General features: G+C 66.7%; 17 protein-coding genes. 11 read left to right on the forward strand and 6 right to left on the reverse strand.

Annotation, left to right across the window (positions count from 1 at the left end; all coding sequences use genetic code 11):
- Positions 1 to 99: 99 nt before the first annotated feature.
- The 4 genes from ABE423_RS07720 to ABE423_RS07735 all read right to left on the reverse strand — a co-directional run bounded on the left by ABE423_RS07720 (position 100) and on the right by ABE423_RS07735 (position 10198).
- On the reverse strand, positions 100 to 2157 hold the full coding sequence (locus ABE423_RS07720) for a TonB-dependent receptor (RefSeq protein ID WP_293798911.1): 2058 nt from the start codon (positions 2155 to 2157) through the stop codon (positions 100 to 102).
- A 337-nt stretch (positions 2158 to 2494) separates the two neighbouring features.
- On the reverse strand, positions 2495 to 5617 hold the full coding sequence (locus ABE423_RS07725; RefSeq protein WP_346485652.1) for an efflux RND transporter permease subunit: 3123 nt from the start codon (positions 5615 to 5617) through the stop codon (positions 2495 to 2497).
- Positions 5618 to 5648: 31 nt separating this feature from the next.
- Positions 5649 to 8882 (reverse strand): efflux RND transporter permease subunit, encoded by a 3234-nt coding sequence (locus ABE423_RS07730; protein ID WP_346485653.1) that lies wholly within the window; start codon positions 8880 to 8882, stop codon positions 5649 to 5651.
- A 74-nt stretch (positions 8883 to 8956) separates the two neighbouring features.
- Positions 8957 to 10198 carry an efflux RND transporter periplasmic adaptor subunit gene (locus tag ABE423_RS07735; protein WP_346485654.1) on the reverse strand — a complete coding sequence of 414 codons (1242 nt, stop codon included), beginning with the start codon at positions 10196 to 10198 and terminating at the stop codon, positions 8957 to 8959.
- A gap of 186 nt (positions 10199 to 10384) precedes the next feature.
- On the opposite strand from ABE423_RS07735, the gene ABE423_RS07740 reads away from it, so the two are divergent.
- From ABE423_RS07740 to ABE423_RS07790, 11 genes are all read left to right on the forward strand, one after another.
- Positions 10385 to 11704, forward strand: a complete 1320-nt coding sequence (locus ABE423_RS07740) for a M20 family metallopeptidase (RefSeq protein ID WP_071229371.1) — start codon at positions 10385 to 10387, stop codon at positions 11702 to 11704.
- 772 nt (positions 11705 to 12476) lie between these two features.
- Positions 12477 to 13295: an NADPH-dependent 7-cyano-7-deazaguanine reductase QueF gene (gene queF / locus ABE423_RS07745; RefSeq protein ID WP_132810899.1), complete on the forward strand. Its 819-nt coding sequence runs from the start codon at positions 12477 to 12479 to the stop codon at positions 13293 to 13295.
- 216 nt (positions 13296 to 13511) lie between these two features.
- Positions 13512 to 13805, forward strand: a complete 294-nt coding sequence (locus tag ABE423_RS07750) for a LysM peptidoglycan-binding domain-containing protein (RefSeq protein ID WP_005419771.1) — start codon at positions 13512 to 13514, stop codon at positions 13803 to 13805.
- 45 nt (positions 13806 to 13850) lie between these two features.
- Positions 13851 to 14363: a hypothetical protein gene (locus tag ABE423_RS07755; protein ID WP_125895952.1), complete on the forward strand. Its 513-nt coding sequence runs from the start codon at positions 13851 to 13853 to the stop codon at positions 14361 to 14363.
- 894 nt (positions 14364 to 15257) lie between these two features.
- Entirely contained in the window at positions 15258 to 17480 is a 2223-nt protein-coding gene (locus ABE423_RS07760) for an NADP-dependent isocitrate dehydrogenase (protein WP_346485655.1), read from the forward strand.
- 265 nt (positions 17481 to 17745) lie between these two features.
- Positions 17746 to 18711, forward strand: coding sequence for a hypothetical protein (locus ABE423_RS07765; RefSeq protein ID WP_346485656.1), 966 nt, complete (start codon positions 17746 to 17748; stop codon positions 18709 to 18711).
- Positions 18704 to 19252, forward strand: a complete 549-nt coding sequence (locus ABE423_RS07770) for an ATP/GTP-binding protein (protein WP_180838253.1) — start codon at positions 18704 to 18706, stop codon at positions 19250 to 19252. Before ABE423_RS07765 ends, ABE423_RS07770 begins: the two co-directional genes overlap by 8 nt.
- Positions 19245 to 19661 carry a roadblock/LC7 domain-containing protein gene (locus tag ABE423_RS07775; RefSeq protein ID WP_049401646.1) on the forward strand — a complete coding sequence of 139 codons (417 nt, stop codon included), beginning with the start codon at positions 19245 to 19247 and terminating at the stop codon, positions 19659 to 19661. Before ABE423_RS07770 ends, ABE423_RS07775 begins: the two co-directional genes overlap by 8 nt.
- Positions 19662 to 19714: 53 nt before the next feature.
- Positions 19715 to 20074 (forward strand): hypothetical protein, encoded by a 360-nt coding sequence (locus tag ABE423_RS07780; RefSeq protein ID WP_005419760.1) that lies wholly within the window; start codon positions 19715 to 19717, stop codon positions 20072 to 20074.
- A 168-nt stretch (positions 20075 to 20242) separates the two neighbouring features.
- Positions 20243 to 21973, forward strand: a complete 1731-nt coding sequence (gene aceK, locus ABE423_RS07785; protein ID WP_180838254.1) for a bifunctional isocitrate dehydrogenase kinase/phosphatase — start codon at positions 20243 to 20245, stop codon at positions 21971 to 21973.
- A 61-nt stretch (positions 21974 to 22034) separates the two neighbouring features.
- Positions 22035 to 22925, forward strand: a complete 891-nt coding sequence (locus tag ABE423_RS07790; protein ID WP_032130286.1) for an energy transducer TonB — start codon at positions 22035 to 22037, stop codon at positions 22923 to 22925.
- 34 nt (positions 22926 to 22959) lie between these two features.
- Here ABE423_RS07790 and ABE423_RS07795 read toward each other — a convergent pair whose 3' ends face one another.
- Together ABE423_RS07795 and rho are read right to left on the reverse strand one after the other, a co-directional pair.
- Entirely contained in the window at positions 22960 to 24534 is a 1575-nt protein-coding gene (locus ABE423_RS07795) for a sensor domain-containing diguanylate cyclase (RefSeq protein ID WP_125895641.1), read from the reverse strand.
- Positions 24535 to 24743: 209 nt separating this feature from the next.
- Complete coding sequence (rho, locus tag ABE423_RS07800) at positions 24744 to 26480, reverse strand: transcription termination factor Rho (RefSeq protein WP_346485657.1); 1737 nt, start codon at positions 26478 to 26480, stop codon at positions 24744 to 24746.
- Between the last annotated feature and the right edge of the window lie 125 nt (positions 26481 to 26605).

Below are 26605 nucleotides of genomic sequence, written 5' to 3' on the forward strand. Positions count from 1 at the left end.
ATTGCGGGTACGGGGTGAAATATGGAGTGCGGACCAACGGTCCGCACCCACCGTCCATGTGCGGGCCCGTCGTCCGCATGGACGGCGGGGACCGGCACCTTACATCTCCCAGCGCACGCTCACCGCGAACGTGCGCGGCAGGCCGGCGCCGGCGTTGGACCAGTACTTCCGGTTGGCCAGGTTCTCGACGCTGGCACGCAGGGTCACCGGATGGCCGGACGCCAGCAGGCGATAGCCGATGCCTGCATTCACCAGCGTGTAGTCAGGCAGCTTCAGGGTGTTGTCGGCGTCATACCAGACATCGCCGTAGTAGCGCACGGCGGCATAGGTTTCCAAGCCGTCTACCCACGGCAGCTGGTAGGTGGCGTGCAGTACGCCGCTCCAGCGCGCAGCACCGGCGGTGCGGTTGCCTTCCTGTGCGGCACTGCCCGGGGACAGCTTGTCGTAGGTCGGATCCAGCCAGGTCACGCCGCCGCCGACGGTCAGTGCATCGTTGAGGTGCAGGTCGGCACTGGCTTCAATGCCTTCGTACAGCGTGATGCCGTCCTGCACCAGGCGCTTGCCGGCCGGCGTGAGCTCATCGATGTTGGCACCACGTTCCAGCCGGAACGCGGCCACGTTCGCATTCCAACGCGCCGCTTCGACCTTGGCCCCGATCTCGTACTGCTTGCTGATGGTGGGATCAAGCACGTCACCGGCGTTGATGTAGCTGTTGCCTACGCGGCTGCCCGCTTCGAGCGACTCGATGTAGCTGGCGTAGAGGGTGACCGCCTCGCTGGGCTTGAACATCACGGCGTAGGTCGGGGTGACCGGGTAGGTGTGGTACCGCCCCTTGGTTTCGAAGTCGTTGTAGCGCCAGCCCGCCAGCACCGACCAGCCGCTGCCGAGGTTCACCGTATCGCTTGCGAACACCGCCTGCTGCACCGTCTCGTCGCCGCGGGTCATCACCCGCGAACCAACGGTGTCGTGGCGGATGGCATGGCGCTGGTACAGGTTGGCGCGGCCAATCAGGTTCCACTCGTAGGGGCGGTCCCACCCCAGTCCGGTCTGGTGGCTGATGCCCGCCACCACCTGATGCTGAAGGGGGCCGGTGCGGAAGCTGCCCTGCAGCATCGCCTGGGCCAGCTTCCACTCGCTCTTGCCACCCAGTTCGTAGACGTTGACGTCGTAGTCGCCGTTGAGATCGTCGATGTAGGCGAAGATCTTGTTGACGTCATTCCACGAGGTGGTGACGCCGTAACTCAGGCTGGCTTTCCAGTCGCTGTTGATCTGCCAGTTCAAGCCGGTCGACAGCAGGCTGGAGCGTGTGTCGTAGTAGGTGCCGGGCACGCTGTTGTCGGTATCTCCGGCGATCGGCCGCGGCAACGAGGTCAGGCCACGGAAGTAGTACTGCGGCGATTCCTCGCGCAGGTCGCGCGACTGGAACACACCGTCGAAGGTCCAGGTGAGCGCATCGCTCAGGCGCGCGTCCAGCGACAGTGCGCCCACCTTGCGATCGACGTGTCCGCCATTGAAGGTCTCGCCTTTTTCCTGGAAGGCGTTGAAGCGGTAGCCGAACATCTGCTCGTTGCCGAAGCGGCCGCCAACGTCGATGCCGCCGCTGACGATGCCTTGTTCGCGCCAGCCCAGCTGGGCGGAGAAGGTGGGCGTGTCCGTCGGCTTCTTGGTGATGTAGTTGACGATGCCGCCGGGGGTGCCGAAGCCATACAGGAATCCGCCCGGGCCTTTCAGCAGATCGACCTGTTCCATCACTTCCAGCGGCCATTCGGTGCCCCAGGAAGAGACCTGCAGGCCATTGACCCGGTAGCTGTCGTAGTTCAGCTCCAGACCGCGGTTGCGGATGGGCGAGCTCCAGCCACTGGCATAGGCGCTGACCTGGGTGCTGACCGAAGGGTCGAGCAGGAAGGCTTCGCCCAGCGAGACCACCTGGCGCTGCTCGATCTGCTCGCGGCCAACAGCGGTGATCGCGAACGGAGTGTCGCGCAGGGCGCGGTCGCCCAGTGCGCCGGCGTCGGTATGGGTGCGTTCGGCGGTGACCTTCACCGCATCCAGATCGGTGGCGTTACGGCTGACGGCCGGCGCTTCGGCATGGGCAGCGCAGGCGGCTGACAGGGCGATGGCCAGCAGGGCCAGGCGGGGAGAACGGGAAGGCAGCATCGATGGTGGTCCTCGACGGACGGCCACAGGCCATCCGCCCACGGGTGGGGGAAGGGGCAGTGGCTGGGATCACGCAGGCTGGCCGGAGATGGCAGCGGGGCGCCGCGAAGGGGCGCAGGACCATGGCTGGATGAGAATTGTTCTCTTTTCGTTACCGTGCGTCAAACCCGGAGGTATGCGGACCAACGGTCCGCACCCACCATCCGTGCCCACGGTTCGTACCCACCATCCGCTCCCACGGTAGTGCCGGCCGCTGGCCGGCAGATTGGCTGTACGGAGAACGCCGGCCAGCGGCCGGCGCTACCAGTAGATCCACGCCCTGCGTGGATGGGCCCTTCTACGCCCGTTGCGCGCGCTTGAGCAGCTTCGCTTCGCGCCTGCGTGCGCGACGTGCGCGCCAGCGCTCGGCCAGGCAGGAGAAGATCACGTACAGCGCCGGCGTGCTGAGCAGGGTCAGGCTCTGCGAGAACAGCAGGCCGCCGATCATCGCGATACCCAGCGGACGACGCAGCTCGGACCCTTCGCCGAGGCCGATCGCCAGCGGCACAGCAGCCAGGATCGCCACCATCGTGGTCATCATGATCGGGCGGAAGCGCACGATGCTGGCCTCGCGTGCCGCTTCGCGCGGTGCCAGCCCATGTTCCCGCTGCGCCACCAGCGCGAAGTCGATCATCATGATCGCGTTCTTCTTGACGATGCCGATCAGCAGCACCAGCGCGATCATCGAGATCACCGACAGTTCGGTACTGGTGCCGAACAACGCCAGCAGCGCACCCACGCCCGCCGCCGGCAGCGTGGACAGGATGGTGACCGGGTGGATCAGGCTCTCGTACAGCATGCCCAGCACCAGGTACACGGTCAGGATCGCGGCAAACACCAGGATCAGCATGTCGCTGGGGTCGGAGTTGAAGCCGAAGCCGGCGTCATCAGCCAGGCGGATGTCGCCGGGCATGCGCATGCCGGCCACGGTCGCGTCGATGATCGCCTTGGCCTCGCCCATGCTCACGTTCGGCGCCAGGTTGTAGCTGAGGTCCATCGTCGTGTACTGGTTCTCATGGGTGATCTGCGAAGGCGCCAGCCCCGGCACCTGCTTGGCCACCGCCGTGAGCGGCACCATGTCGCCGTTGCGCGCACGCACATGCACCTCGTCCAGCGCCGCCGGAGTAGCGGTCTGCGAGGGCAGGGCGTTGACCACCACGCTGTACTGGTTGATGTCCGAATAGATGGTCGAGATCTGGCGCTGGCCGAACGCACCGTACAGGGCGCCGTCGATGGCGCCGACCGAAACACCCAGGCGGGCGGCCTTGGCACGGTCGATCTCGATGTTCTGGCGCAGCCCGGCATTGTCCACATCGGTGCCGACGTCGCGCAGCTTCGGGTTCTTCTTCAGCTCCGCCTGCAGCTTGGGCAGCCATTCCTGCAGTGACGCCAGGTCATTGCCCTGCAGCGAGATGCGGTACTGCGCGCCCTGGCTGGAGCCACCGCCATCGTTGCTGGGCAGGTCCTGGATCGCGCGCAGGCGCAGCTGCAGGTCGGGGTAGCGGTCGGCCTTGGCGCTCAGTCGCGCCAGGGCATGTGCGGTGGTTTCGCGGCGGCCTTCCTTGCGTGATTTCAGCTCGACGTTGAACTGTGCGCTGGAGCCCTGGCGACCGCTGCCCAGGCGCACACCCACGGTCTTCACCGCCGGGTCGGCCATCAGCATGTCGGTGATGCGGCGCTGGCGGGCGACCATGTCCTCGAAGGATACGGTGGCGCTGGAGTTGGCGCGGCCCCAGATCAGGCCGGTGTCCTGCGGCGGGAACGCGCCCTTCTTCACCGCGCCGAACAGGAAGACGGTGGCACCGATCAGCAGCAGCGGCGTCAGCGACAGCAGCAGCGCATGGCGCAGAGAGAAATCCAGGAACACGGTGTAGATGCGCAGCATGCGCTCGTGGCCGGCATCCAGCCAGCGGCCGAAGCGCGACGGCGGCGCCGTGTGGTCGTGGGCGCTGAGGAAGCGGCTGCACAGCGCCGGGGTCAGGGTCAGCGAGACGATCATCGAGACCACGATGGCCGCCACCAGGGTGACGGTGAACTCGCGGAAGAACGCGCCCATCATGCCGCTGGCGAACAGCAGCGGGATGAACACCGCCACCAGCGAGGCGGTGATCGAGACGATGGTGAAGCCGATCTCGCGCGCGCCGGTCAGCGCTGCCTGCATCCGCGGCATGCCTTCGTCGAGGTGGCGCATGATGTTCTCGATCACCACGATCGCATCGTCGACCACGAAGCCGATCGCGATCACCAGCGCCAGCAGGCTCAGGTTGTTCAGGGTGAAACCCATCACGTACATCACCAGCGCGGCACCGGCCAGCGACAGCGGCACGGTCACTGCGGCGATCAGCGTGGGTGCCAGCCGGCGCAGGAACAGCGCCATGGTCAGCACCACCATCGCCAGGCTGATCAGCAGAGTGATCTGCACTTCATGCAGCGACGAGCGGATGGTCGGCGTACGGTCGAAGTACGGCGTCATCGTGGTGCCCGGCTGCAGGTAGTCGCGCAGCGCGGGGATCTGTGCCTTGACCCGGTCCACGGTCTCCACGATGTTGGCGCCGGCGCGGGTGAACACGTACATCACCACCGCCGGCTTGTGGTCGAACCACGCGGCCTGGTAGGCATCCTGCTGGCCGTCGTAGACGTTGGCGATGTCCTTCAGCCGGATCACCCGGTCATCGCCCTGGGTCTTGACCACCAGGTCGGCGAAGTCGGCGGCGCGTGCCACCGAATCGTTGGCGATGATCGCGGTGGTGGTGTTGCCATCGCTGAGGAAGCCGGTGGGCGAGGTCACGTTGGCCGCGCGCACCGCGTTGCGCAGGTCGTCGGCGGTCAGGCCGAGTGCGTTCATCAGGCGCAGGTTGACGTCCACGCGTACCGCCGGCGTCGAGGCACCGGCGATGTCGACCGAAGCAACACCGCTGATCTGGCGGATGCGCTGCGCCAGCAGCGAATCGGCGACGTTGTACAGCTCGTCGGCCGACTGCGTCTGCGAAGTCAGCGCGATGGCGATCACCGGGTCGTCGTTCGGGTTCGCCTTCTGGTACATCGGCGAGCCCATGCCCGAGGGCAGGTCGGCCTGCGCCGAATTGATCGCGGTCTGTACGTCCAGCGCGGCCGAATCGATGTTGTGGCCGCTCTGGAAGATCATGAACACCAGCGAGCTGCCTTCCGAGCTCGACGAGCGCATGCGGTCGATGCCTGGCAGCTGGCCGAGATGACGTTCCAGCGGCGCGGTGACCGTGGAGGCCATGGTTGCCGCATCGGCACCGGACTGGCTGGCGTGCACGAAGATCACCGGGATCTCGATGTTCGGCAGCGCCGACACGCCCAGCCGCAGGTAGCAGATCAGGCCGACCATGAACAGGCCGATGGCCAGCAGCGCGGTGCCGATCGGGCGGCGGATGAAGGGGCCGGACAGGTTCATCGTGCGGCCCCCCGCAGCAGCGGGGCGTGGATCATGCCTGCGGCTCCTGCAGCGAACCGTCGCGCAGTGCGCGCTGCTCGCGGCGGCGGGCCAGCCATTCGGAGAAGCGCTCCATATACAGGTAGATCACCGGCGTGGTGTACAGGGTCACCAGCTGCGACAGCAGCAGGCCGCCGACGATGGCGATGCCCAGCGGGCGGCGCAGTTCCGAACCGATGCCGGTGCCCAGTGCCAACGGCAGCGCGCCGAGCATGGCCGCGGCGGTGGTCATCATGATCGGGCGGAAGCGCAGCAGGCAGGCGCGGCGGATCGCTTCATGCGCGTTGGCGCCGGCGCGGCGCGCCTCGATCGCGAAGTCCACCATCATGATGCCGTTCTTCTTGACGATGCCGATCAGCAGCACGATGCCGACGATGCCGTCCACGGACAGGCTCAGCCCGCACAGCATCAGTGCCAGCAGCGCGCCGACACCGGCCGGCGGCAGCGTGGAGATGATCGTGATCGGGTGAATGTAGCTCTCGTAGAGCACGCCCAGCACGATGTAGATCACCACCAGCGAGGCCAGCAGCAGCCACACCACATCGGTCTGGCTGCCGGTGAATTCGGCGGCCTTGCCGATGAATTCGGCATGCAGGTGGGTGGGCATGTCCAGGCTGTCCTTGGTCTCCTGGATTGCACGCACGGCGTCGGACAGCGAATAGCCCGGCGCCACGTTGAACGAGACCGTCACTGCCGGCAGTTGCTGCTGGTGGCTGACCACCAGCGGCGCACTGCTGACCTTGCCTTCGGCCAGTGCCGACAGCGGAATGATGCTGCCCGCGCCGACGGTGATACCGGTGTTCTGCGCGCCGATGCCGGTAGCCGTCGATGAGTTCGACGAGGTGACCTGGCCGAAACTGGTGGCATTGGTGCCGGTCAGTGCACCGGCACCATTGGAGGCAACGGCCAGCTGTTCCATGAGCGCGGTGCTGGTGCGGAACTCCGGCGCCACTTCCAGCACAACCCGATACTGGTTGAGTTCGGTGAAGATGGTCGAGATCTGGCGCTGGCCGAACGCATCGTAGAGGGTGTCGTCGATGGTCTGCATCGGCACGCCCAGCACGCTGGCCTTGTCGCGGTCGATGTTCAGTTCAAGCGCGCGGCCCTGGTTGGACAGGTTGTTGTCGACGTCGGCCAGTTCCGGGCGCTTGCGCAGCGCTTCGGTCAGGCGTGTGGCCTGGGTGGCCACGGTCGCCGGATCGACGTCCGACAGCGAGTACTGGTACTCGGTGGCGGCCACGCGGGTATCCAGCGTCACGTCCTGGACCGGCTTCAGGTACAGGGCCACGCCCGGAATACCGGCGACGGCCTTCTGCAGGCGCGGCAGGATCTTGTCCAGGCCGTCGCGCTCGCCGCGTTCCTTCAGCACGATCGACAGCTGGCCCTGGTTGAGCGTGGGATTCATGCTGCCCGCGCCGATGAAGGCTGACACGCCGGTCACGTCCGGGTCCTGGCGCAGCGCTTCGGCCACCTGCTTGGTGCGCTGCTCCATCTGCGGGAAGGCGATGTTCTGGTCAGCCTGGACCACGCCGGTGATCAGGCCGGTGTCCTGTTCGGGCAGCAGGCCCTTGGGAATCAGCACGTACAGCAGCACGGTCAGCACCAGTGCGCCGCCGGCCACGGCCAGGGTCAGGCGCTGGTGGTCCAGCACCCAGTCCAGGCTGCGCTCGTACAGGCCGACGGTGCGCGTCCACAGGTTCTGCTTGCCGGCCGCCGCCGCGCGCTCATGCGCGTCCTCGCCTTCGGGCAGGGCGTCGGGCTTGAGCAGGTAGGCACACATCATCGGGGTCAGCGTCAGCGAGATCAGCATCGACAGCACGACGGCGATGCTCAGCACCCACGCGAACTCGTGGAACAGGCGGCCGGTGACGCCGGGCATCAGCAGCAGCGGCAGGAACACCGCCACCAGCGAAACGGTCAGCGACAGCACGGTGAAGCCGATCTGGCGCGCACCGATTTCGGCCGCTTCCTTGCCACTCTTGCCCTGCTCGATGTAACGCACGATGTTCTCGATCATCACGATCGCATCGTCGACCACGAAGCCGGTGGCCACCACCAGCGCCATCAGCGAGAGGTTGTCCAGCGACATGCCGGCAAAGGCCATCACCGCGAAGGTGCCGGCCAGCGACAACGGCACCGCCACCGAGGGAATGATCGTGGCCCACAGGCGGCGCAGGAACACGAAGATCACCGCCACCACCAGGCCGATGGTCAGGATCAGGGTGAACTGCACCTCATGCACCGAGGCGCGGATGGTCTCGGTACGGTCGTTGAAGATCTCCAGGTGCACGTCGGCTGGCAGCACGCCCTGCAGCTGCGGCAGGATCGCGCGGATGCGCTCGACGGTCTGCACGATGTTGGCGCCGGGCTGGCGGCGCACTTCCAGCAGCACCGCCGGCTTGCCATCGGCCCAGGCGGCCAGCTGGTCGTTCTCCACGCCATCAACCACTTCGGCCACGTCGGACAAACGCACGGGACGTCCGTTCTTGTAGCTGATGATGGTGTCGCGGTACTCGGCGGCACTGGTGAGCTGGTCGTTGGTACCAATGCTGTAGGACTGGGTCTTGCCGTTCAGCGAACCCTTCGGCGCGTTGACGTTGGCCTGGGTCAGCGCGCTGCGCAGCTGTTCCAGGGTCAGGCCCATGTTCGACAGCTGCGCCGGATTGACCTGGATGCGCACGGCCGGGCGCACGTTGCCGGCGATCGAGACCAGGCCCACGCCCTGCACCTGCGACAGTCGCTGGGCCAGGATCGAGTCGGCGTAGTTGTTGACGTCGCGCAGCGGGCGCGTGTCAGAGGTCAGTTTCAGGGTGACGATGGCCGCGTCGGCCGGATTCACCCGGTTGTAGACCGGCTGGTAGGGCAGCGACGAGGGCAGGGTGGCCTGGCGGATCGCCGCCTGCACGTCCTGCGCGGCAATGTCGATGTTCCGGTCCATCGAGAACTGCAGGATGATCGTGGACAACCCGGCCGACGAGTCGGAGGTCATCAGCTCCAGCCCGGAGATCTGCCCGAACTGGCGCTCCAGCGGCGTGGTGACCAGCGAGGCCATGGTGGTGGCGTTGGCGCCGGGGTACTGGGTGGTGACCACCAGGCTGGGCGCATCGATTTCCGGCAGCGCCGACACCGGCAGCTTGCGGTAACCGAGGATGCCCAGCAGCAACAGGCCCGCCATCAGCAGCGAGGTGGCGATGGGGCGGCGGATGAAGATCGTCGAAAAGCCCACGGACTGATCCTTGCTGGCACTTCAATGTCGGCGCCGGCAGGCTTGCCGGCGCGAGGGAGGTCGGTAGCCTGCGCTCAGCGCGGGCCGCCGCCACGACGGCCACCGCCGCCGTTCTTCTGCTCGGCGGCCTTCAGCTCGGCTTCGGTCGGCACCGCCGGGGTTTCGCCCGGCTTCAGCGAGGTGACCTTGCTGCCCGGCTTCAAGCGGAACTGGCCTTCACTGACCACCCGCTCGCCGCCCTTCAGGCCCTCGGCGATCTGCACCTGGCTGTCACCCACTTCCACGCCGCTGCGCACGGTCTGCATCTTCACCGTGTTGTCGCCCTGCACCACATAGACGTACTCGCCGTCCGGGCCACGCAGTACGGCCTGGGTCGGAATGACCACGCCACCGGCAATCGTGCGCAGCTGCATGCGCACGTTGACGAACTGGCCCGGCCACAGGCCGTTGTCGGTGTTGTCGAAGATCGCGCGCGCCTTGAACGTGCCGCTGTCGGCACTGATCAGGTTGTCGACCACGTCAAGCTTGCCGTCGCCGGACAGCACGTGCGAATCGGCGCGGTCCAGTGCCGCGACGGGTACCGCACCGGCGGCCTGCGCCTGGCGCACATCGCCGAGCTGGCGCTCGGGCAGGTTGAACAGCACGTGGATCGGATGGATCTGGGTCAGCGTGACCAGCGCGGTGCCGGCGTTGACCACGTTGCCGGCGTCGACCGCGCGGATGCCTGCGATGCCGGTGATCGGCGCGGTGACCTTGGTGTACTGCAGCTGCACCTGCGCCGAGCGCATGCTGGCCTCGTTCGCCGCGACTGCGCTTTCGTACTGTGCCACTTGGTTTCGCTGTGTATCCAGATCGGTCTTGGCGACGAACTGGCGATACTCCGGCGCGTTCGAGCGCTGGTAGTTGGAACGCGCGGTGGCCAGCAGCGCCTCGTTCTGGCGCTTGGAGGCCACGGCCTGGTCATAGCTGGCCTGGGCGGTGCGCGGGTCGATCACCGCCAGCACATCGCCCTTCTTCACTTCCTGGCCTTCGCGGAAATTCAGGCTCATCAGCTGGCCGCCAACCTGCGGGCTGACGGTGACGGTGTTCATTGCGGTCACCGTACCCAGCGCGCTGGCATAGACCGGCACGTCCTGGCGTGCCGCATCCACCACGGTCACCGGCACCGGGCCGGCATCCGGGTCTTCACCGCCCTGGCGCGCAGCTGCCGCCGGGCTACCGGCCTTGTCCTTGCCCCCGCCGAGTACGCGCAGGCCGACCACGGCCAGCACCAGTACCGCCACGACCAGCAGCACGATCTTCCAAACACGTGACATTCAAGGACTCCAAGAGGGCTGGACGGGGCACGGCCCCGGTTGGCAATGCGCAAAGCATACCTGCGCCACATCACGTTTCCTGCATGACGGATGGGACGGGCGCTAAGACCGGATCCGGCCGCGGAGGTTCCCGTAGCGGCGGTGTTGCCCTACATTCAGCTGGAACCCCCTGCCGTGGAGATCGTGATGCGCCGTTCGTTGCTGCTGTCCGCCCTGCTGCTGGCCTTGCCGGCTCTTGCCCACGCCCAGGACGGGCAGCGCCCGGAGGTGACCGCTGCCGCCCAGCGGCTGCAGGCCAAGGTGGTGGAATGGCGGCGCGATTTCCACCAGCACCCGGAACTGTCCAACCGTGAGGTGCGCACCTCGGCCGAGGTCGCCAAGCGCCTGCGTGCGATGGGCCTGAAGCCGAAGACCGGCATCGCCCACCACGGCGTGGTGGCGATCATCGAAGGCGGCAAGCCCGGGCCGAAGATCGCCCTGCGCGCGGACATGGACGCGCTGCCGGTGACCGAACAGACCGGCCTGCCGTTCGCCTCGAAAGCCACCGACCAGTACCGCGGGCAGACCGTGGGCGTGATGCATGCCTGCGGCCATGACGCGCACACCGCCACCCTGCTCGGCGTGGCCGAGGCACTGGTGTCGATGAAGAAGGATCTGCCGGGCCAGGTGATGCTGATCTTCCAGCCGGCCGAAGAGGGTGCACCGCCGCCGGAAGAGGGTGGTGCTGCCCTGATGCTGAAGGAAGGCCTGTTCGCCGACTTCAAGCCGGAAGCCGTGTTTGGCCTGCATGTGTTCTCCAGCGTGCAGGCTGGGCAGATCGCGGTGCGCGGTGGCCCGCTGATGGCCGCCTCGGATCGTTTCGGGATCAAGGTGATCGGTCGCCAGACGCATGGCTCGGCGCCGTGGAACGGTGTTGATCCGATCGTGGCCACCGCTGACCTGGTCGGCACCGCGCAGACCATCGTCAGCCGCCGCGCGAACCTGTCCAAGCAGCCGGCGGTGCTGACCTTCGGCGCGATCAACGGGGGCATCCGCTACAACATCATTCCCGATGAAGTGGAAATGGTCGGCACCATCCGTACCTTCGACGAAGGCATGCGGCAGCAGATCTTCGCCGACCTGCGCAATGTGGCCGAGCACACCGCCGCCGCGCACGGTGCCAAGGCGGTGACGGACATCTACGAGTCGGAGGGCAATCCGGCCACGGTGAACGACCCGGCGCTGACCGCGAAGATGCTGCCGAGCCTGCAGGCAGTGGTGGGCAAGGACAACGTGTACGAGCCACCGCTGCAGATGGGTGCGGAGGATTTCTCGCTGTACGCGAAGGAAGTGCCGGGGATGTTCTTCTTCGTCGGTTCGACCAGCGTGGGCATCGACCCGGCGACGGCACCGGCGAATCATTCGCCGAAGTTCCTGCTGGATGAGAAGGCGCTGGATGTGGGACTGCGCGCGCTGCTGCAGGTGAGCCTGGATTACTTGAACGGTGCCGGCACTCCTGCGGGGTGAGGGTTTCAGGCAGGGCTGCGCCCTGCACCCGCCGAAGCAACGGCAACGTCAACGGCAAAAGCGGTGCTGGATTTCTGTTGGTTGGGCGGGGCGGTGTGGGCCTGCAGGACACGCCGTAAACCCCCAGACCGGCCCAGCCGCTGGCGGCTGTGCGTTCGGGCGCTTGCGAAGCAATGCTTCGCAAGCAAAGCGCCCTCACCCATGGGGGCTCGATGGCGCCTTGCTCGTTTGCGCTGTCCTGCGCACACCGCAAGGCCTGGGTTGGGCGTCCTGCCCAACCCGCCCGAGGCATGCCTCGGGCCCATGGCGCCAACGGTCCTGCAGGCCCACACCGCCCCGCCCCCGACAGGTTCACGCGGCTGTTGGTGGGTGTCGACCTTGGTCGACACGGGCAGACATCCGGAATGTCTGAAGGATTGGCTTTTGATTTTGATTTTTCTGATCTTCCCCGTGGTGGTGGCCGCGTGCAGGGAACTGTCAGGGGCCGGGTGGGTAGGCGGGGCGGGGGTGTCCGCGGCATGGGCCCGAGGCATGCCTCGGGCGGGCTGGGCAGGACGCCCAACCCCGGTTTTGCCGTGTGCGCAGGACAGCGCACACGAGCAAGCCGCGGCCAAGCCCCCAAGGACGGGTTAACGGCGTCCCCCGACCCGCCTGCCCACCCGGCCAGGCCGATAGACCGCCTTTCGCGACCATCCAACACAACCACCACGGAGTGGCTCCGCCGTTGGCCGGCCCGGCCGAAGGCCCGCCGTCCGCGCGATACAATGCCCCCATGAACACCCCACAGGATTCCAGCCTCGGTCGCGAGGTCAGTTACCCGTCGCAGTACGATCCCGGCCTGCTGTTTCCCATCCCCCGCAGCGGTGCCCGCGCCGAGATCGGCCTCGACGACGCCGCGCTGCCGTTCGTCGGCCATGACCGCTGGCATGCCTTCGAGCTGAGCTGGCTCGACACGCGTGGCAAGCCGCAGGTCGCCGTCGCCACCGTGCAGGTGCCGTGCACCTCGCCGCGGCTGATCGAATCTAAGTCGTTCAAGCTGTACCTGAATTCCCTCAACAGCACCCGTATCGACAGCGCCGAGGCACTGCGCGCGCGCATCGTCGACGACCTGTCTGCCTGCGCCGGTGCGCCGGTCCAGATCGAGTTCGGCCTGCCGGGCCTGCGTGAGACGCCGCTCGGTGAATCCATCGACGGACTGGACGTGGAGATCGACTGCTACGGCCCGCCGCAGGCGGACTTTCTGACTGCCGACGCGGGCGAGGTGGTGGAGGAGACCCTGGTCTCGTCGCTGCTGAAGTCGAACTGCCCAGTGACCGGCCAGCCGGACTGGGCAACGGTCAGCCTGCGTTACCGTGGGCCGAAGATCGACCGCGCGGGCCTGCTGCGCTACCTGGTCAGCTACCGCGAGCACGCCGAGTTCCACGAGCAGTGCGTTGAGCGGATCTTCAGCGAAGTGTCCGCCCGCTGCCAGCCGCAGTGGCTGGAAGTGGAGGCCCGCTATACCCGCCGTGGTGGCCTGGACATCAATCCCTGGCGGGCCAGCCCCGGCATTGCCGCCCCGGCTGCGACCTACCGCGAGCTGCGGCAGTAACCGCCGCAGGCGGTTGCCCGTTGTGCCGGCCGCTGGCCGGCAATCGGCCAAGGCCGGATCCCCCTTGGCACAGCCGGCCAGCGGCCGGCACTACCGGGCGTCTATTCCCCCGATTGTTCAGCCGCCCCGGGGGGCGGCTTCACATCTGCACCATCCCCATTTAACAACCTCCATGGCACCGTGCGAATCACGTAGTCATGCAGACGGGAGTTGTGGATGAGTACCGAGAAGAAAGCCGATTTCTCCGGCGTCAGTGGCAGTGTCGACAGTACCGCCGAGCAGGTGCCGAAGGCGGACTTCTCCGGCGTCAGCGCTTCGGTGGACAGCACCGCAGACGTTGTCAGCGGCGGCACCTATACCGTGCAGAAGGGTGACTCGCTGTCGAAGATCGCCAAGCAGCATCTGGGCGACGCCAATGCCTGGAAAAAGATCTTCGAAGCCAACCGCGATGTGCTTGATGACCCGGACAAGATCTTCCCGGGCCAGACCCTGAAACTGCCGCCGAAGTAAGCCGGCCATCGAACGCCGTCCGACAATCCCTGGGAGGAACCCCGAATGATCAAGACCACCCCGCTCCAGACCGCCCTGATCGCCGCCCTGCTGGGCAGCGTTGCCCTGGTCGGTTGCAAGAAGAAGGAAGAGTCGACCGACAGCAACGCCGCTCCGGCAGCGACCACCCCGGCCGAACCTGCAGCTCCCGCGCCGATGACCGGCGCACCGCCGCCGATGGCCGAAGCCGCTGCGGTCAGCGTCTCCTCGGTCACCGTCGGCAAGACCGCAGCCGCCGACAAGTCGGTTGCGACGACGGCATTGTTCGCACCGAAGGATGACGTCATCGTCTCGGTCAAGACCGACGGTGCTGCCAACAACGTCACCGTTGGCGCGAAGCTGACCTACCAGGACGGCCAGGTGGCCGGCGAACAGAACGCCACCCTGAACACCAGCGGTGCGGAAACCACCAACGTCACGTTCAAGAATGCAAAGGGCTGGCCGGCCGGCAAGTACCGCGCCGAAGTCACCGTCGATGGCAAGGCGGCCGGAACGCCGCAGGAGTTCGAGGTCAAGTAAGTCCTGCCGACTCTCTCCCGGCAGGGCTCACGATGGACGCAGCCGCGAGGCTGCGTCCTTTTTTGTTGGGCGATGCCCGCTTTAGGGAGGCTAGCGGGGTACGCTGAACGGAACACGGACAGGTCGGGGGACAGCATGCTCAGCTGGATTGCGCTCACACTCGCAATGGGACCCGCGAATCTCTGGAGCTACAGCTGCGACCACTTCCTATACGGCGCCTGTCTGCGCGTGCCAACAGGCATGTCCGTGACCTACGAGGCACCTGTTGACTTTGGTCTGCACCGCATCAGGCATGAAGGTAGGGAAGTCGCCTTGATCTACGAGGGCGATGCCCCCGAAAAGCCTGCGTCAGGAAGCACGCCGGATCTGCGCTTCACGGACGGCGGATATGTCGTGTCGGGGTATGCAAGGGCGGAAGGAGGTTCCACCCGGTACGACGTCTACGTTCGACCCGGATCGTCTGGCGCCGGTTCGCTGCACATCCGAGGCTCTGCAGCGACGGCTGATGAACTCGCCAGCCTGGCCGCCGTCGTTGGGGGATTGCGCATCTGCAACTTCCAGCAAAGCAAGCGCTCACAGACATTGACCTGTCCAAGGCGTGCCGAGTGGGGGCCGCGATTGTCGGAATGGGTCATGCGTTCCTCCACGAGCGGGAAGTCGAACTAGCCATCAAGCCTCAGCTTCCAGACCGGAAGCGAGCCAGCGGCGCAACACAGTGGTGCAGTACCGCCGCGTATGGCGCGGCTTTGCCCCGCGCGACTGAAAACGCGACAATGCAGGGGTTTCCCCGCCGCGCGCCCACCCTGACGGCGGCGGGGGAAGTGACACGGTTGCACGTGGCCCGGCGCTGGCGCCGGCCTTCCCCTGAGCATTGCTACAGAGTCCAAGTCCCCCATGTCCAAGATCCTCTACACGCTGACCGACGAAGCACCGTTCCTGGCCACCCAGTCGCTGCTGCCGATCGTTGGTGCCTACACCGCCACTGCCGGCATCGTGGTGGAAACCCGTGACATCTCGCTGTCCGGCCGCATCCTGTCGCTGTTCCCGGAACTGCTCAGCGACGCGCAGAAGGTCAGCGACGATCTGGCCGAGCTGGGCCAGCTGGCGACCACGCCGGACGCCAACATCATCAAGCTGCCGAACATCTCCGCTTCGGTGCCGCAGCTGAAGGCGGCCATCAAGGAACTGCAGGACCAGGGCTATCCGCTGCCGGATTACCCGGAAACCCCGGCCGACGACCAGCAGCGCGACTACAAGGCGCGCTACGACAAGGTCAAGGGCAGCGCGGTGAACCCGGTGCTGCGCGAAGGCAACTCCGACCGCCGCGCACCGCTGTCGGTGAAGAACTATGCGCGCAAGCACCCGCACCGCATGGGCGCCTGGGCCTCGGATTCGAAGTCGCACGTCGCGCACATGGCTGCCGGTGATTTCTACGGCAGCGAAAAGTCGGCCACCCTGGCCAACGCCGGTGCGCTGAAGATCACCTTCCACGGCAAGGACGGCAGCACCGTCGTGCTGAAGGAAAAGACCGCGGTGAAGGCCGGCGAGATCGTCGACGCCGCCGTCATGAGCCGCAAGGCATTGGCTGCCTTCATCGGTGAGCAGATTGCCGATGCCAAGGCCCAGGGCGTGCTGTTCTCGCTGCACCTGAAGGCGACCATGATGAAGGTCTCCGACCCGATCATGTTCGGCGTGGCGGTCAACGAGTTCTACAAGGACGTGCTGGCCAAGCACGCCGACGTGCTCAAGCAGGCCGGTTTCGATGCAAACAACGGCATCGGTGACCTGGCTGCGCGCCTGCCGTCGTTGCCTGAAGCCACCCGTGCGGCGATCGAAGCCGACCTGGCGGCCGAGTACGCACAGCGCCCGGGCGTGGCCATGGTCAACTCGGACAAGGGCATCACCAACCTGCACGTGCCGAGCGACGTGATCGTCGACGCCTCGATGCCGGCGATGATCCGTGACTCCGGCAAGATGTGGAACGCCGAAGGCAAGCTGCAGGACACCAAGGCCGTCATCCCGGACCGCTGCTACGCCGGTGTGTACCAGGCCGTCATCGACGACTGCAAGGCGCACGGCGCCTTCGACCCGGCCACCATGGGTTCGGTGCCGAACGTCGGCCTGATGGCACAGAAGGCCGAAGAGTACGGCTCGCACGACAAGACCTTCCAGATCGCCGCCGACGGCGTGGTCAAGGTCACCGACGATGCCGGCACCGTGGTGTTCGAGCACGCCGTGGAAGCCGGTGACATCTGGCGCATGTGCCAGACCAAGGACGCGCCGATCCAGGACTGGGTCAAGCTGGCCGTCGAGCGCGCCCGCCTGAGCAGCACCCCGGCCGTGTTCTGGCTGGACGCCGCCCGCGCCCACGACGCGCAGGTCATCGCCAAGGTCGAGCAGTACCTGAAGAACCACGACACCGCCGGCCTGGACATCCGCATCCTGCCGCCGGTGGAAGCCACCGCGTTCTCGCTGGACCGCATCCGCAAGGGCGAGGACACCATCTCGGTGACCGGCAACGTGCTGCGCGACTACCTGACCGATCTGTTCCCGATCATGGAGCTGGGCACCAGCGCCAAGATGCTGTCGATCGTGCCGCTGATGGCTGGTGGTGGCCTGTTCGAGACCGGTGCCGGTGGTTCGGCCCCGAAGCACGTGCAGCAGTTTGTTGAAGAGGACTACCTGCGCTGGGATTCGCTGGGTGAGTTCCTGGCCCTGGCCGCGTCGCTGGAACACCTGGGCAACCGCTACGACAACGCCGCGGCCCGTGTGCTGGCCAAGGCGCTGGACGAAGCCAACGGCCAGTTCCTGGACAACGACAAGTCGCCGTCGCGCAAGCTGGGTGGCATCGACAACCGTGGCAGCCACTTCTACATCGCGCTGTACTGGGCCCAGGCCCTGGCCGCGCAGGACGAGGACGCCGCACTGAAGGCGCGCTTCGCCCCGCTGGCCAAGGCGCTGACCGACAACGAGCAGAAGATCGTCGAAGAGCTGATCGCAGTGCAGGGCAAGGCCGTGGACATCGGCGGCTACTATCGCCCGGACGTGGCCAAGGCCAGCAAGGCGATGCGCCCGAGCGCGACCTTCAACGCCGCGCTGGAGCAGCTGCGCGGCTGATCCATCGCCGTTCGGCCGTGACACCGGAACCCGCGCCTCGGCGCGGGTTTCTTTTTTGGCCAGGCGATGAAACCGTGACATCCGTCGGCTGTCGGAATGCCGTCAAAGGGGCATGAAACTTGCCCGCGATGGCCGTCGCAGAAACGATAGGAGGCAGTCTGCAACCGCCTTCAATCTGAGCAGTCGATCACGACGGTCTTCGCTGGCAATGCCCTAGCCTTGGCGACGCGAGACCACCGGGGAGGTGGTCGCTCGGGGAACACGGATGGCACGCGTGCTGGTAGTGGGAACCGACATCCAGGGCGAGCAGGCCCTGCTGCAACGGCTGCGCCTGGCGTCGGCACTGCCGGATGGCCAGATCCGCCGCAGCCAGGATCTGGACGATTGCGACCTGCTGGTCATCCGCGATACCCCTACACTGCGCAACGCGGCCCAGCGCATGCGCCAGCAACGCCCGCGATTGCAGTGCTGGATCGAGGATATCGGCGGCCAGCTGCGTGACGGCGACGGGCACCAGGACGTGCTTGACGATGGTGCCATCGGCCGCGCGCTGCGCCGCATGCAGTTGGCACCGGAGCCCATGGCCATGCACGCACCCGCACCGATCCGTCTTGCCGATGGTGCACACGCCATCACCCGCCTGCTGCGCGAGCGGCTGCCGCTGCGACAGGGGCAGGCACTGTTGAGTGATGCGAGCGGGCCTCTGCTGCTGATGGATCTGGAGCACGACCAGACCGTGCTGCTGCAGGAACCGGCTGCGGCGCTGGTGGAGCGTCTGGCCGATGCCTTCGAACACCTGCAACTGGATGCGCTGACACCCGCACGCCTGCAGGCGCTGGCCGGTGAGCGGCCACGCCAGCCACTGCGACCGCTGCTGTGGCAGTGGGCACAGCGCAGCCGCCATTGGCAGGCATTGGACGAACGCCTTCGTGGCGCTTCAGTGAAGCTGCTGCGCTGGCCGGACTTCCGCGTACTGGGCCACGACCATGATGGCTTCCGCCTGTGTTCGCTGCTGCTCAAGCGCGCGTGCACGGTTGACGAGTGCGTGATGCTGCTCGAGTTGCCGGCTGCGGCGGTGCGCGATTTCATCCATGCCGCCTACCTGTGCGGCTACGCGCAGCTGCAGACTGCATCGGCGACGCCGCTGATGGCGACAGGTGGCACCCGCACCGACAACGGCCTGCTTGCCCGCCTGTGGCGGCACCTGCGCGGGAGCGAACGCAATGCGTGAGCACAAGGTGGTGGTGCTGGGCGGCATGGGCAGCGGCAAGTCGACCCTGGTACGCAGCATCGCGGTTGGCGCGGTGGTCGACACGGATGTGGCCAACAGTGATCGCCTTGGCGCCGACAAGGCGTCCACCACCGTGGCGCTGGACTACGCAGACATCGATCTGCCCAATGGCGAACGCCTGCGGTTGTACGGAACACCCGGCCAGCAGCGTTTCGATTTCCTGTGGCCGATCCTGCTGCAGGGCGCGCGTGGCGCGGTGCTGCTGCTGGATGCGCGTCGTGCCGGCATGGCCACCGAGCTGGAGGACTACCTGCAGGTGCTGCAGCCGTTCGCATCATCCTTGGCACTGGTGGTGGCGGTCACCCACCTGGACCAGGCACCGCAGGCCGCACTGGATGACTGGGCCGCCCGTGCCAGCCTTGACGACCAACCACTGCCGCTGCTGGCGGTGGATGCCCGCGACCGCGAACAGGGACTGTTGCTGATGGATGTGTTGATGAGCGAAATGGAAGCGTACGCACTGGTGGCGGCGCATGGCTGACGGGCAGATGGCGGTACTGCCCGATGCCGGTCAGCGTGAGCGCCTGCAGCCGCTGCTGCAGGACCTGCAGCAGCGCGTGGAAGGCGTGCGCACGGTGGTGCTGGCCAGTGTCGATGGCTTCGCCCTGGTCAGTGCCGGGGCCGAAGGGCGCGGCGAACGGCTGGCGGCGATGACCAGCGCGATGCTGGCGCTGGCCGCGGCAGTTGGCCGCGAACTGCTGCTGGGCGATCTGCAGACGCTGATGCTGGAAGCCGCGGGCGGCAAGGTGCTGATGCTGGCGATCCAGGCCGAAGGGCGCGCACCGCTGCTGCTGATGGCGGCCTGCGACCAGCGCAGCGTGATCGGCCAGGTGCTGTGGCAGAGCAGGGAATGTGGCCAGGCGATCCTGGCCGAACTCGGCGGATCGTGAGCCCGGCCGCAGGGGAACGAGGGGCTCGAACCAACATCGACAAGGGGTGCGACGTGGCTGGATTGAATGAATCGTTGAACGCACTGATGGGCATCGACGGCGCGCAGGCAGTGGCGCTGGTCGACTACGAAAGCGGCATGCTGCTGGGCGAAGCCGGTGCCGGCATGGACATGGAAGTGGCCGCCGCCGGCAACACTGAAGTGATCCGCGCCAAGATGAAGACCGCCGCGTCGCTGAACCTCAACGACAGCATCGAGGACATCCTGATCTCGCTGGGCAAGGCGTACCACATCATGCGCCCGGTGGCGAAGAAGAAGGGCCTGTTTTTCTACATCGTGCTGGACCGGACCAAATCCAACCTGGCGCTGGCGCGGCGCAAGGTGCAGGACGTAGAGGCCGAACTGGCGATCTGATCCACCGGCGCGTTGTAGAGTCGAGCTTGCTCGACTGCTTCTGCCCCTGCCTTCTGTAGAGTCGAGCCGTGCTCGACTTCGGCCAAAAGCAGTCGAGCATGGCTCGACTCTACACAAGCCACCCCACGCCAGCGTATGGTGAAGCCGGTCCTCCCGGATGAGCCCTGCATGTCCACGCCTGACATCGTTGCCGAGCTGGCGCCGCGTATCGCCGGTGCCATCCGCGATGGTTTCGAGCAGTACCATGCCCGCTTCGCGGCGATCACCGCGCGGGCGCGGCAGCGCTTCGAGCAGCGCGATTGGGCGGGTGCGCGACAGGATGCGGTCGAGCGCATCGCCCTGTACGACCTGTGCATCGCCGAGCAGATGGATGCGTTGCGCCGCCTCGCCGGTGACGCGATCGGCGAGCGTGCGCTGTGGCTGCAGGTGCACGCGCAGTACAGCGGGCTGCTGCAGGGCCTGATCGACGCCGAGCTGTACAAGACCTTCTACAACACGCTGTCGCGGCGCCTGTTCGCTACCCGCGGCGTGGACCCGGCGCTGGAATTCATTGCTTTCGACGTCGAGCCCTCCGATGCAATCACCCATCCGGTCGCGCGGCATACCTACGCGGTCTCGCCGACGCGGCCGGTGGAGGCCCTGCAACGCGTACTGGCCGACTACCGTTTCGACATCCCCTATGCGCACCAGCTGCGCTGTGCGGCGGCCATCGCCGTGCGCCTGCAGGACGACCTCGCCCATTGGGGGGACACGCCGGTACGCAGCATCGAACTGCTCGACACGGTGTTCTACCGCGAGCGCCGCGCTTACCTGGTTGGCCGCGTGTTCGGCGAGCATCGCTTTTCGCCATGCGTGATTGCCCTGGTCAACGATGCGCGCGGCCTGCGTGCCGATGCGGTGCTGACCCGGCGCCGTGATGTCGCCCATCTGTTTGGCGTGTCGCGCAGCTACTTCCAGGCTGACCTGGGCACCGTGGGCGACGCGGTGGTGTTCCTGCGCAGCCTGCTGCCGGGCAAGCCGATCGACGAGATCTACACGGTGCTGGGACGTGCCAAGCAGGGCAAGACCGAGCGCTACCGAACCTTCTTCCGACACTTCAACGAGCATCCGCAGGAACGGCTGGTGCATGCCGAAGGCACGCCGGGCATGGTCATGGCGGTGTTCACCCTGCCCAGTTATCCATTGGTGTTCAAGCTGATCCGTGACCGTTTCGCCTGGCCCAAGGCAATGTCGCGGCAGCAGGTGGAAGAGAAGTACGCGCTGGTGTTCAATCTCGATCGTGTCGGCCGCCTGCTTGATGCGCAGCCTTATCGCCACCTGCGTTTCCCGCGCGAGCGCTTCGCGCCGGCCCTGCTGGAAGAGCTGCTGCAGCAGTGCGCGCAGAGCGTACGTGTCGATGGCGACGAGGTCGAAGTCGCACTGTGCTATGTGCAACGTCGTTTCCGTCCTTTGAACCTGTACCTGCGCGAGCAGTCCGGCGAGGCGGTGCGCGCGGCGGTGCTCGACTACGCGCAGGCCATCACCGACATGGCGCGCAACAACATCTTCCCCGGCGACATGCTGCCGAAGAACTTCGGTGTGTCACGGCACGGCCGGGCCGTGTTCTATGACTATGACGAGCTGTGCCTGGTCAGCGACTGCGTGTTCCGCGCCTGGCCGCAGCCACGCACGCCAGAGGAAGCGATGGCCGACGAGCCGTGGTTCCATGTCGGCCCGCGCGACGTGTTTCCCGAGCGCTTCGGTCCGTTCATGGGCCTGCCTGCTCCGGAGCTGGCAGCCGTGCGCGAGCACTACCGGCACCTGTTCGACCCGGGCTGGTGGCAGGGCCTGCAGGAACGCTTCGCCCGGGGTGATTATCCGGACACGCCACCCTACGCGGGCGCACACCGGCTGGCGTGAACCGGCTGTCATGGCGGCTGGGACTGGGATAGGCTCGCCGTTCATCACCAAGGATCCGGCAATGATGCGTTCCCCACTGTTTCTCGCCCTCGCGTTGGCCGTAGGTGCCGGCGCCCCCCTGCTTGCAGGCGATGCCACTGCGCAGACCGCACGTGCTGTACGTGCGACTGCGGAAATGAGCATGGTGCTGTCCGGTCATATCGAGGTCACGCCGGAGGGCGCGGTCCGCTCGCTGGTGCTGGACCAGAAAGCCATGGTGGCCCCGAGCATCGCCTCCTTCGTGGAAGGCACCATCGGTGGCTGGCGCTTCGAGCCCACGCTGCGCGATGGCCAGGCAGTGGCCACGCGGGCCCCTTTGCGCGTTCGCCTGCGCGGCAAGGCTGCGGCCGATGGCGGTTATGAAATCAGCATGACCAGTGTCGACTTCAGCGAGTACGATCCGAAGGCCACCGATTCGGTGACCCAGCTGCACATGACGCCGCCGCGCTACCCGGAAGCGGCCTACCGTAACGGTGGCCAGGGTGAGGTGCTGCTGTTGGTCAAGGTGGCCCGTGACGGAACGGTGGCCGATGTGGCCGCCGAGCAGGTGAACATGGCCGTGGTCGCACCTGAGCGGACCCTGGCGAAGATGCGCGACATCCTGGCCAGAGCCAGTGTCAGCACCGCCCGCACGTGGACCTTCAAGCCGCCGACCACCGGCGAGGACAGCACCCGGGACAGCTGGACGGTTCGCATCCCGGTGAACTTCGCCCTGAACAATGATCCCAATGCAGTGGCGGAACGCTATGGCCGCTGGCGCGCCTTCATTCCGGGGCCGCGGCAGACCGTCCCGTGGCGCGAGGCGGACCCGGTCGAGCAGGTCGGCAGCGATCTGCTGCCGGAAGGCGGCGTCTACATGGTGGACGGCGCCAAGCGCGGCCTGCGCCTGCTGACCCCGCTGGCGCAGGGCTGAGACCCGCTGCGGAGCCGGGCAGCCCGGCTCCGCGTCAGTCCGCGTACGGGTAGACCACCACCCGGTTGCGGCCCTGTTCCTTGGCCATGTACAGGGCCTTGTCGGCCAGCCGCAATGCCTGCTCGGCGTCGACGTGGAAGCTGGGGAAGTGGGCCACGCCCAGCGATACGGTGATGGTGCCGACCGGTTCGAACGGATGGTCGGCGATGTGCTGGCGCAGGCGTTCACCGGCCTGGCGGGCCGATTCAGTACTGATGCCCGGCAGCAGCAGCAGGAACTCCTCGCCGCCGGCGCGGCAGAGGATGTCGCTGTCGCGCGAGTAGCGGCGCATCTGGTCGGCGATGTGGACGATGGCGTTGTCGCCGACGTCATGCCCGTAACTGTCGTTGATCGACTTGAAGCGATCGATGTCCAGCGCCAGGATCGCGAACGGAATGCCCTGCACCTGCAGCGCATCCAGCGCCTGTTGCAGCCCGCGGCGGTTGAGCAGGCCGGTCAGCGGGTCGGTGCGGCTGGCACGGTTGAGCGTGCCGATACGATCCTGCAGCGCATTGAAGCTGTGCAGCACCGCCTGTTTGAGCTGGGCGACCTCGAAGTACCAGGCGCGGATGCCGCTGACGTGGTTGATCGCGTTGCCGGTGTCCTCGCCGCCCTGCACGTTGCGCGCCAGTTGCCACAGCGGCATCGAAATGCGGCGCGCGAACCACCAGGTGACCAGCAGCGACAGCAGGCCGAGTGGAATTGCATTCCAGATCACTGCGGTCATCAACCGCGACAGCGGCTGCAGGGTGGCCTCGGTCGGGCGCTGCGCGATGATGCCCCAGCCGGTGGCCGCCACCGGTGCATAGCCGGCCAGCATCGACACGCCGCGGTTGTTGCGTACCTGCTGTGCGCCCCGTTCTCCGCGCACCACGGCCTTCACCGCCGGGTTGCCGACCACGTAGTCACCCACCCGCTTGCTATCGGCGTGGTACAGCAGGCGGCCATTGCGGTCCACCACGTACAGGTAGGAACCGTCGCGGTAGTAGTGCTTGCCCAGCAGCGTGTGCAGTGCACTGCGCTGGCGCAGGTACAGGGTGCCGCTGACATAGCCGCGATAGCGGCCCTCGCGGTCGAAGATCGGGTGCGACAGCGACACCAGCAGCTTGCCGGTGGCCGATTGATAGGGATCGCTGATCATCGGCTGGCGCGCCGCCAGTGCCGCGTTGTTGCCGACACTGTGCAGCACCTCACCCTGCAGCTGCAGGGTCTGCGGCGAGGTGGCGATCACCAGGCCGTCGGCATCCACCACCAGCGAGGAGTTGAAGCTGCTGGACTGCAGCTGCAGGCGGCTGGCTTCATCCTGGGCCTGCTTCGGATCAAGGTCGTCCTCGCCCAGGCGGGTCGCGGCATAGGCCAGCTGCTGCTGCGCGGCCAGCAGGAAGTTCTGGGTGGTCTCGGCCAGCTTGGTGGCGTAGACGCGGTTGGCTTCCAGGGTATTGCCGACCAGCTGGTCGCGCTGCACCCGGTAGCTGGCCAGCAGGGTGTTGGCCAGCGCGATGATGGCGCTGAGCAGGGCCAGGGCGAGGATCAGCTTGCCCAGGTTGAGGCGGGGAGACAGCGTTCGCATGCGTCGACGGATCCGGCAGGAGGCTGGACCCGACCGGTTCTCCGGAAGGGGCGACAGCGGGAATCGGTGGCCGGGCCCACGGGGCCGGGCAGGGTATCGCGCGGATTATCGCCAAAAGCGGGCGCCAGCGAAGTGAAGTGCGTCGCCCTGCAGGCAAAAAAAAACCTGCCGCAGCGAGCGGCAGGTTTCTTCTGATGCAGCGCCAGGGATCAGCGCTTCATCGAACCGAAGAACTCGTCGTTGGACTTGGTGTTCTTCATCTTGTCCAGCAGGAACTCCATCGCGGCCATTTCATCCATCGGATGCAGCAGCTTGCGCAGGATCCAGATCTTCTGCAGCAGCTCCGGTTCGATCAGCAGGTCTTCGCGGCGGGTGCCGGAACGGTTGATGTCGATGGCCGGGAACACGCGCTTTTCAGCGATACGGCGGCTCAGGTGCACTTCGCTGTTGCCGGTGCCCTTGAACTCTTCGTAGATCACCTCGTCCATCTTCGAGCCGGTGTCGACAAGCGCGGTGGCGATGATGGTCAGGCTGCCGCCTTCTTCCACGTTGCGCGCGGCACCGAAGAAGCGCTTCGGGCGGTGCAGGGCGTTGGCGTCGACACCACCGGTCAGCACCTTGCCCGAGCTCGGCACCACGTTGTTGTAGGCGCGGGCCAGGCGGGTGATCGAGTCGAGCAGGATCACCACGTCCTTCTTGTGCTCGACCAGGCGCTTGGCGCGCTCGATGACCATTTCGGCCACCTGCACGTGGCGCGCGGCCGGCTCGTCGAAGGTCGAGCTGATGACCTCGCCGCGCACGGTGCGCTGCATTTCGGTCACTTCTTCCGGGCGCTCGTCGATCAGCAGCACGATCAGGTGCACGTCCGGATGGTTGGTGGTGATGGCGGTGGCGACCTGCTGCATCATCATGGTCTTGCCGGCCTTCGGCTGCGACACGATGAGCGAGCGCTGGCCCTTGCCCTGCGGGGCCATCAGGTCGAGGATGCGGCCGGTGATGTCTTCCGACGAACCGTTGCCGCGCTCCAGGGTGAAGCGGCGGCGCGGGAACAGTGCGGTCAGGTTCTCGAACAGCACCTTGTTCTTCGACGCTTCGATCGGCTCGCCGTTGATGGTGTCGACGATGTTCAGCGCGAAGTAGCGCTCGCCGTCCTTCGGGAAGCGGATGCGGCCGGAGATGTGGTCGCCGGTGCGCAGGTTGAAGCGGCGGATCTGGCTGGGCGAGATGTAGGTGTCGTCCGGGCCGGCCAGGTAGCTGGCTTCAGCCGCGCGCAGGAAGCCGAAGCCGTCCGGCAGGATTTCCAGCACGCCATCGGCGGCAACGCCGTCACCGTGGCGGGTCAGCACCTTCAGCAGGGCGAAGATCACGTCCTGCTTGCGGGCACGGGCCACGCCTTCGGAGATCTGCAGCTGCTCGGCGATTTCCAGCAGCTTCTGTGCCGGCATGCGCTTGAGGTCGCTCAGCGAGTAGACCGGGAAGCCTTCGGGTACGTTGGCGTGCGGGCGCGGCACGAACGGCTGCTGCTCGCCGCCGTCGTTGGGCAGGCCATCGTCGCGGAAGCGGTTGTTGCGGTCACGGTCGCGGCGGTTGCGGAAGCGGTCACGGCGGTTGCCCTGACCTTGCCCCTGGCCCTGCTGGCCGTTCTGGTTGTACGGGTTCTGGCCCTGGTTCTGGCCGCCCCCCTGGTGGTTCTGCTGGCGCGGCTGGCCGGATTCGCGACCCTCACCGCCTTCGCCACCGCTGGCAGGGGCCTCGGCGGCGGGCGCGCTCGGTGCAGGGGCAGCAGCCGGTGCCTCGGGCGCGGCGGCCAGCGGCAGGGTCGGCTGCGCCGGCGCGGCGCTGGTTTCGGCGGCTGCCGGAGCGGCGGCCTTGCTCACGCGGGGCTTGCGCACGCGCTTTTCGGCGGGCGCATCGGCGCTGCCGGTTTCGGAAGTGTTATCGGACAAGAGCGTTATTCCTCGCTTGAAGGTGCGAGCGCCCGGCTGGGGCGGCGAACGTTGGGAATGGGTCTGGAAGAAACTGCGTCCAGAGGGTGCGGCACGCGAACGCGGCCGGATATGCCGACACTATC

It is taken from the genome of Stenotrophomonas sp. TWI1409 (assembly GCF_039673015.1).
In the GTDB taxonomy this organism is placed as follows: domain Bacteria; phylum Pseudomonadota; class Gammaproteobacteria; order Xanthomonadales; family Xanthomonadaceae; genus Stenotrophomonas; species Stenotrophomonas maltophilia_A.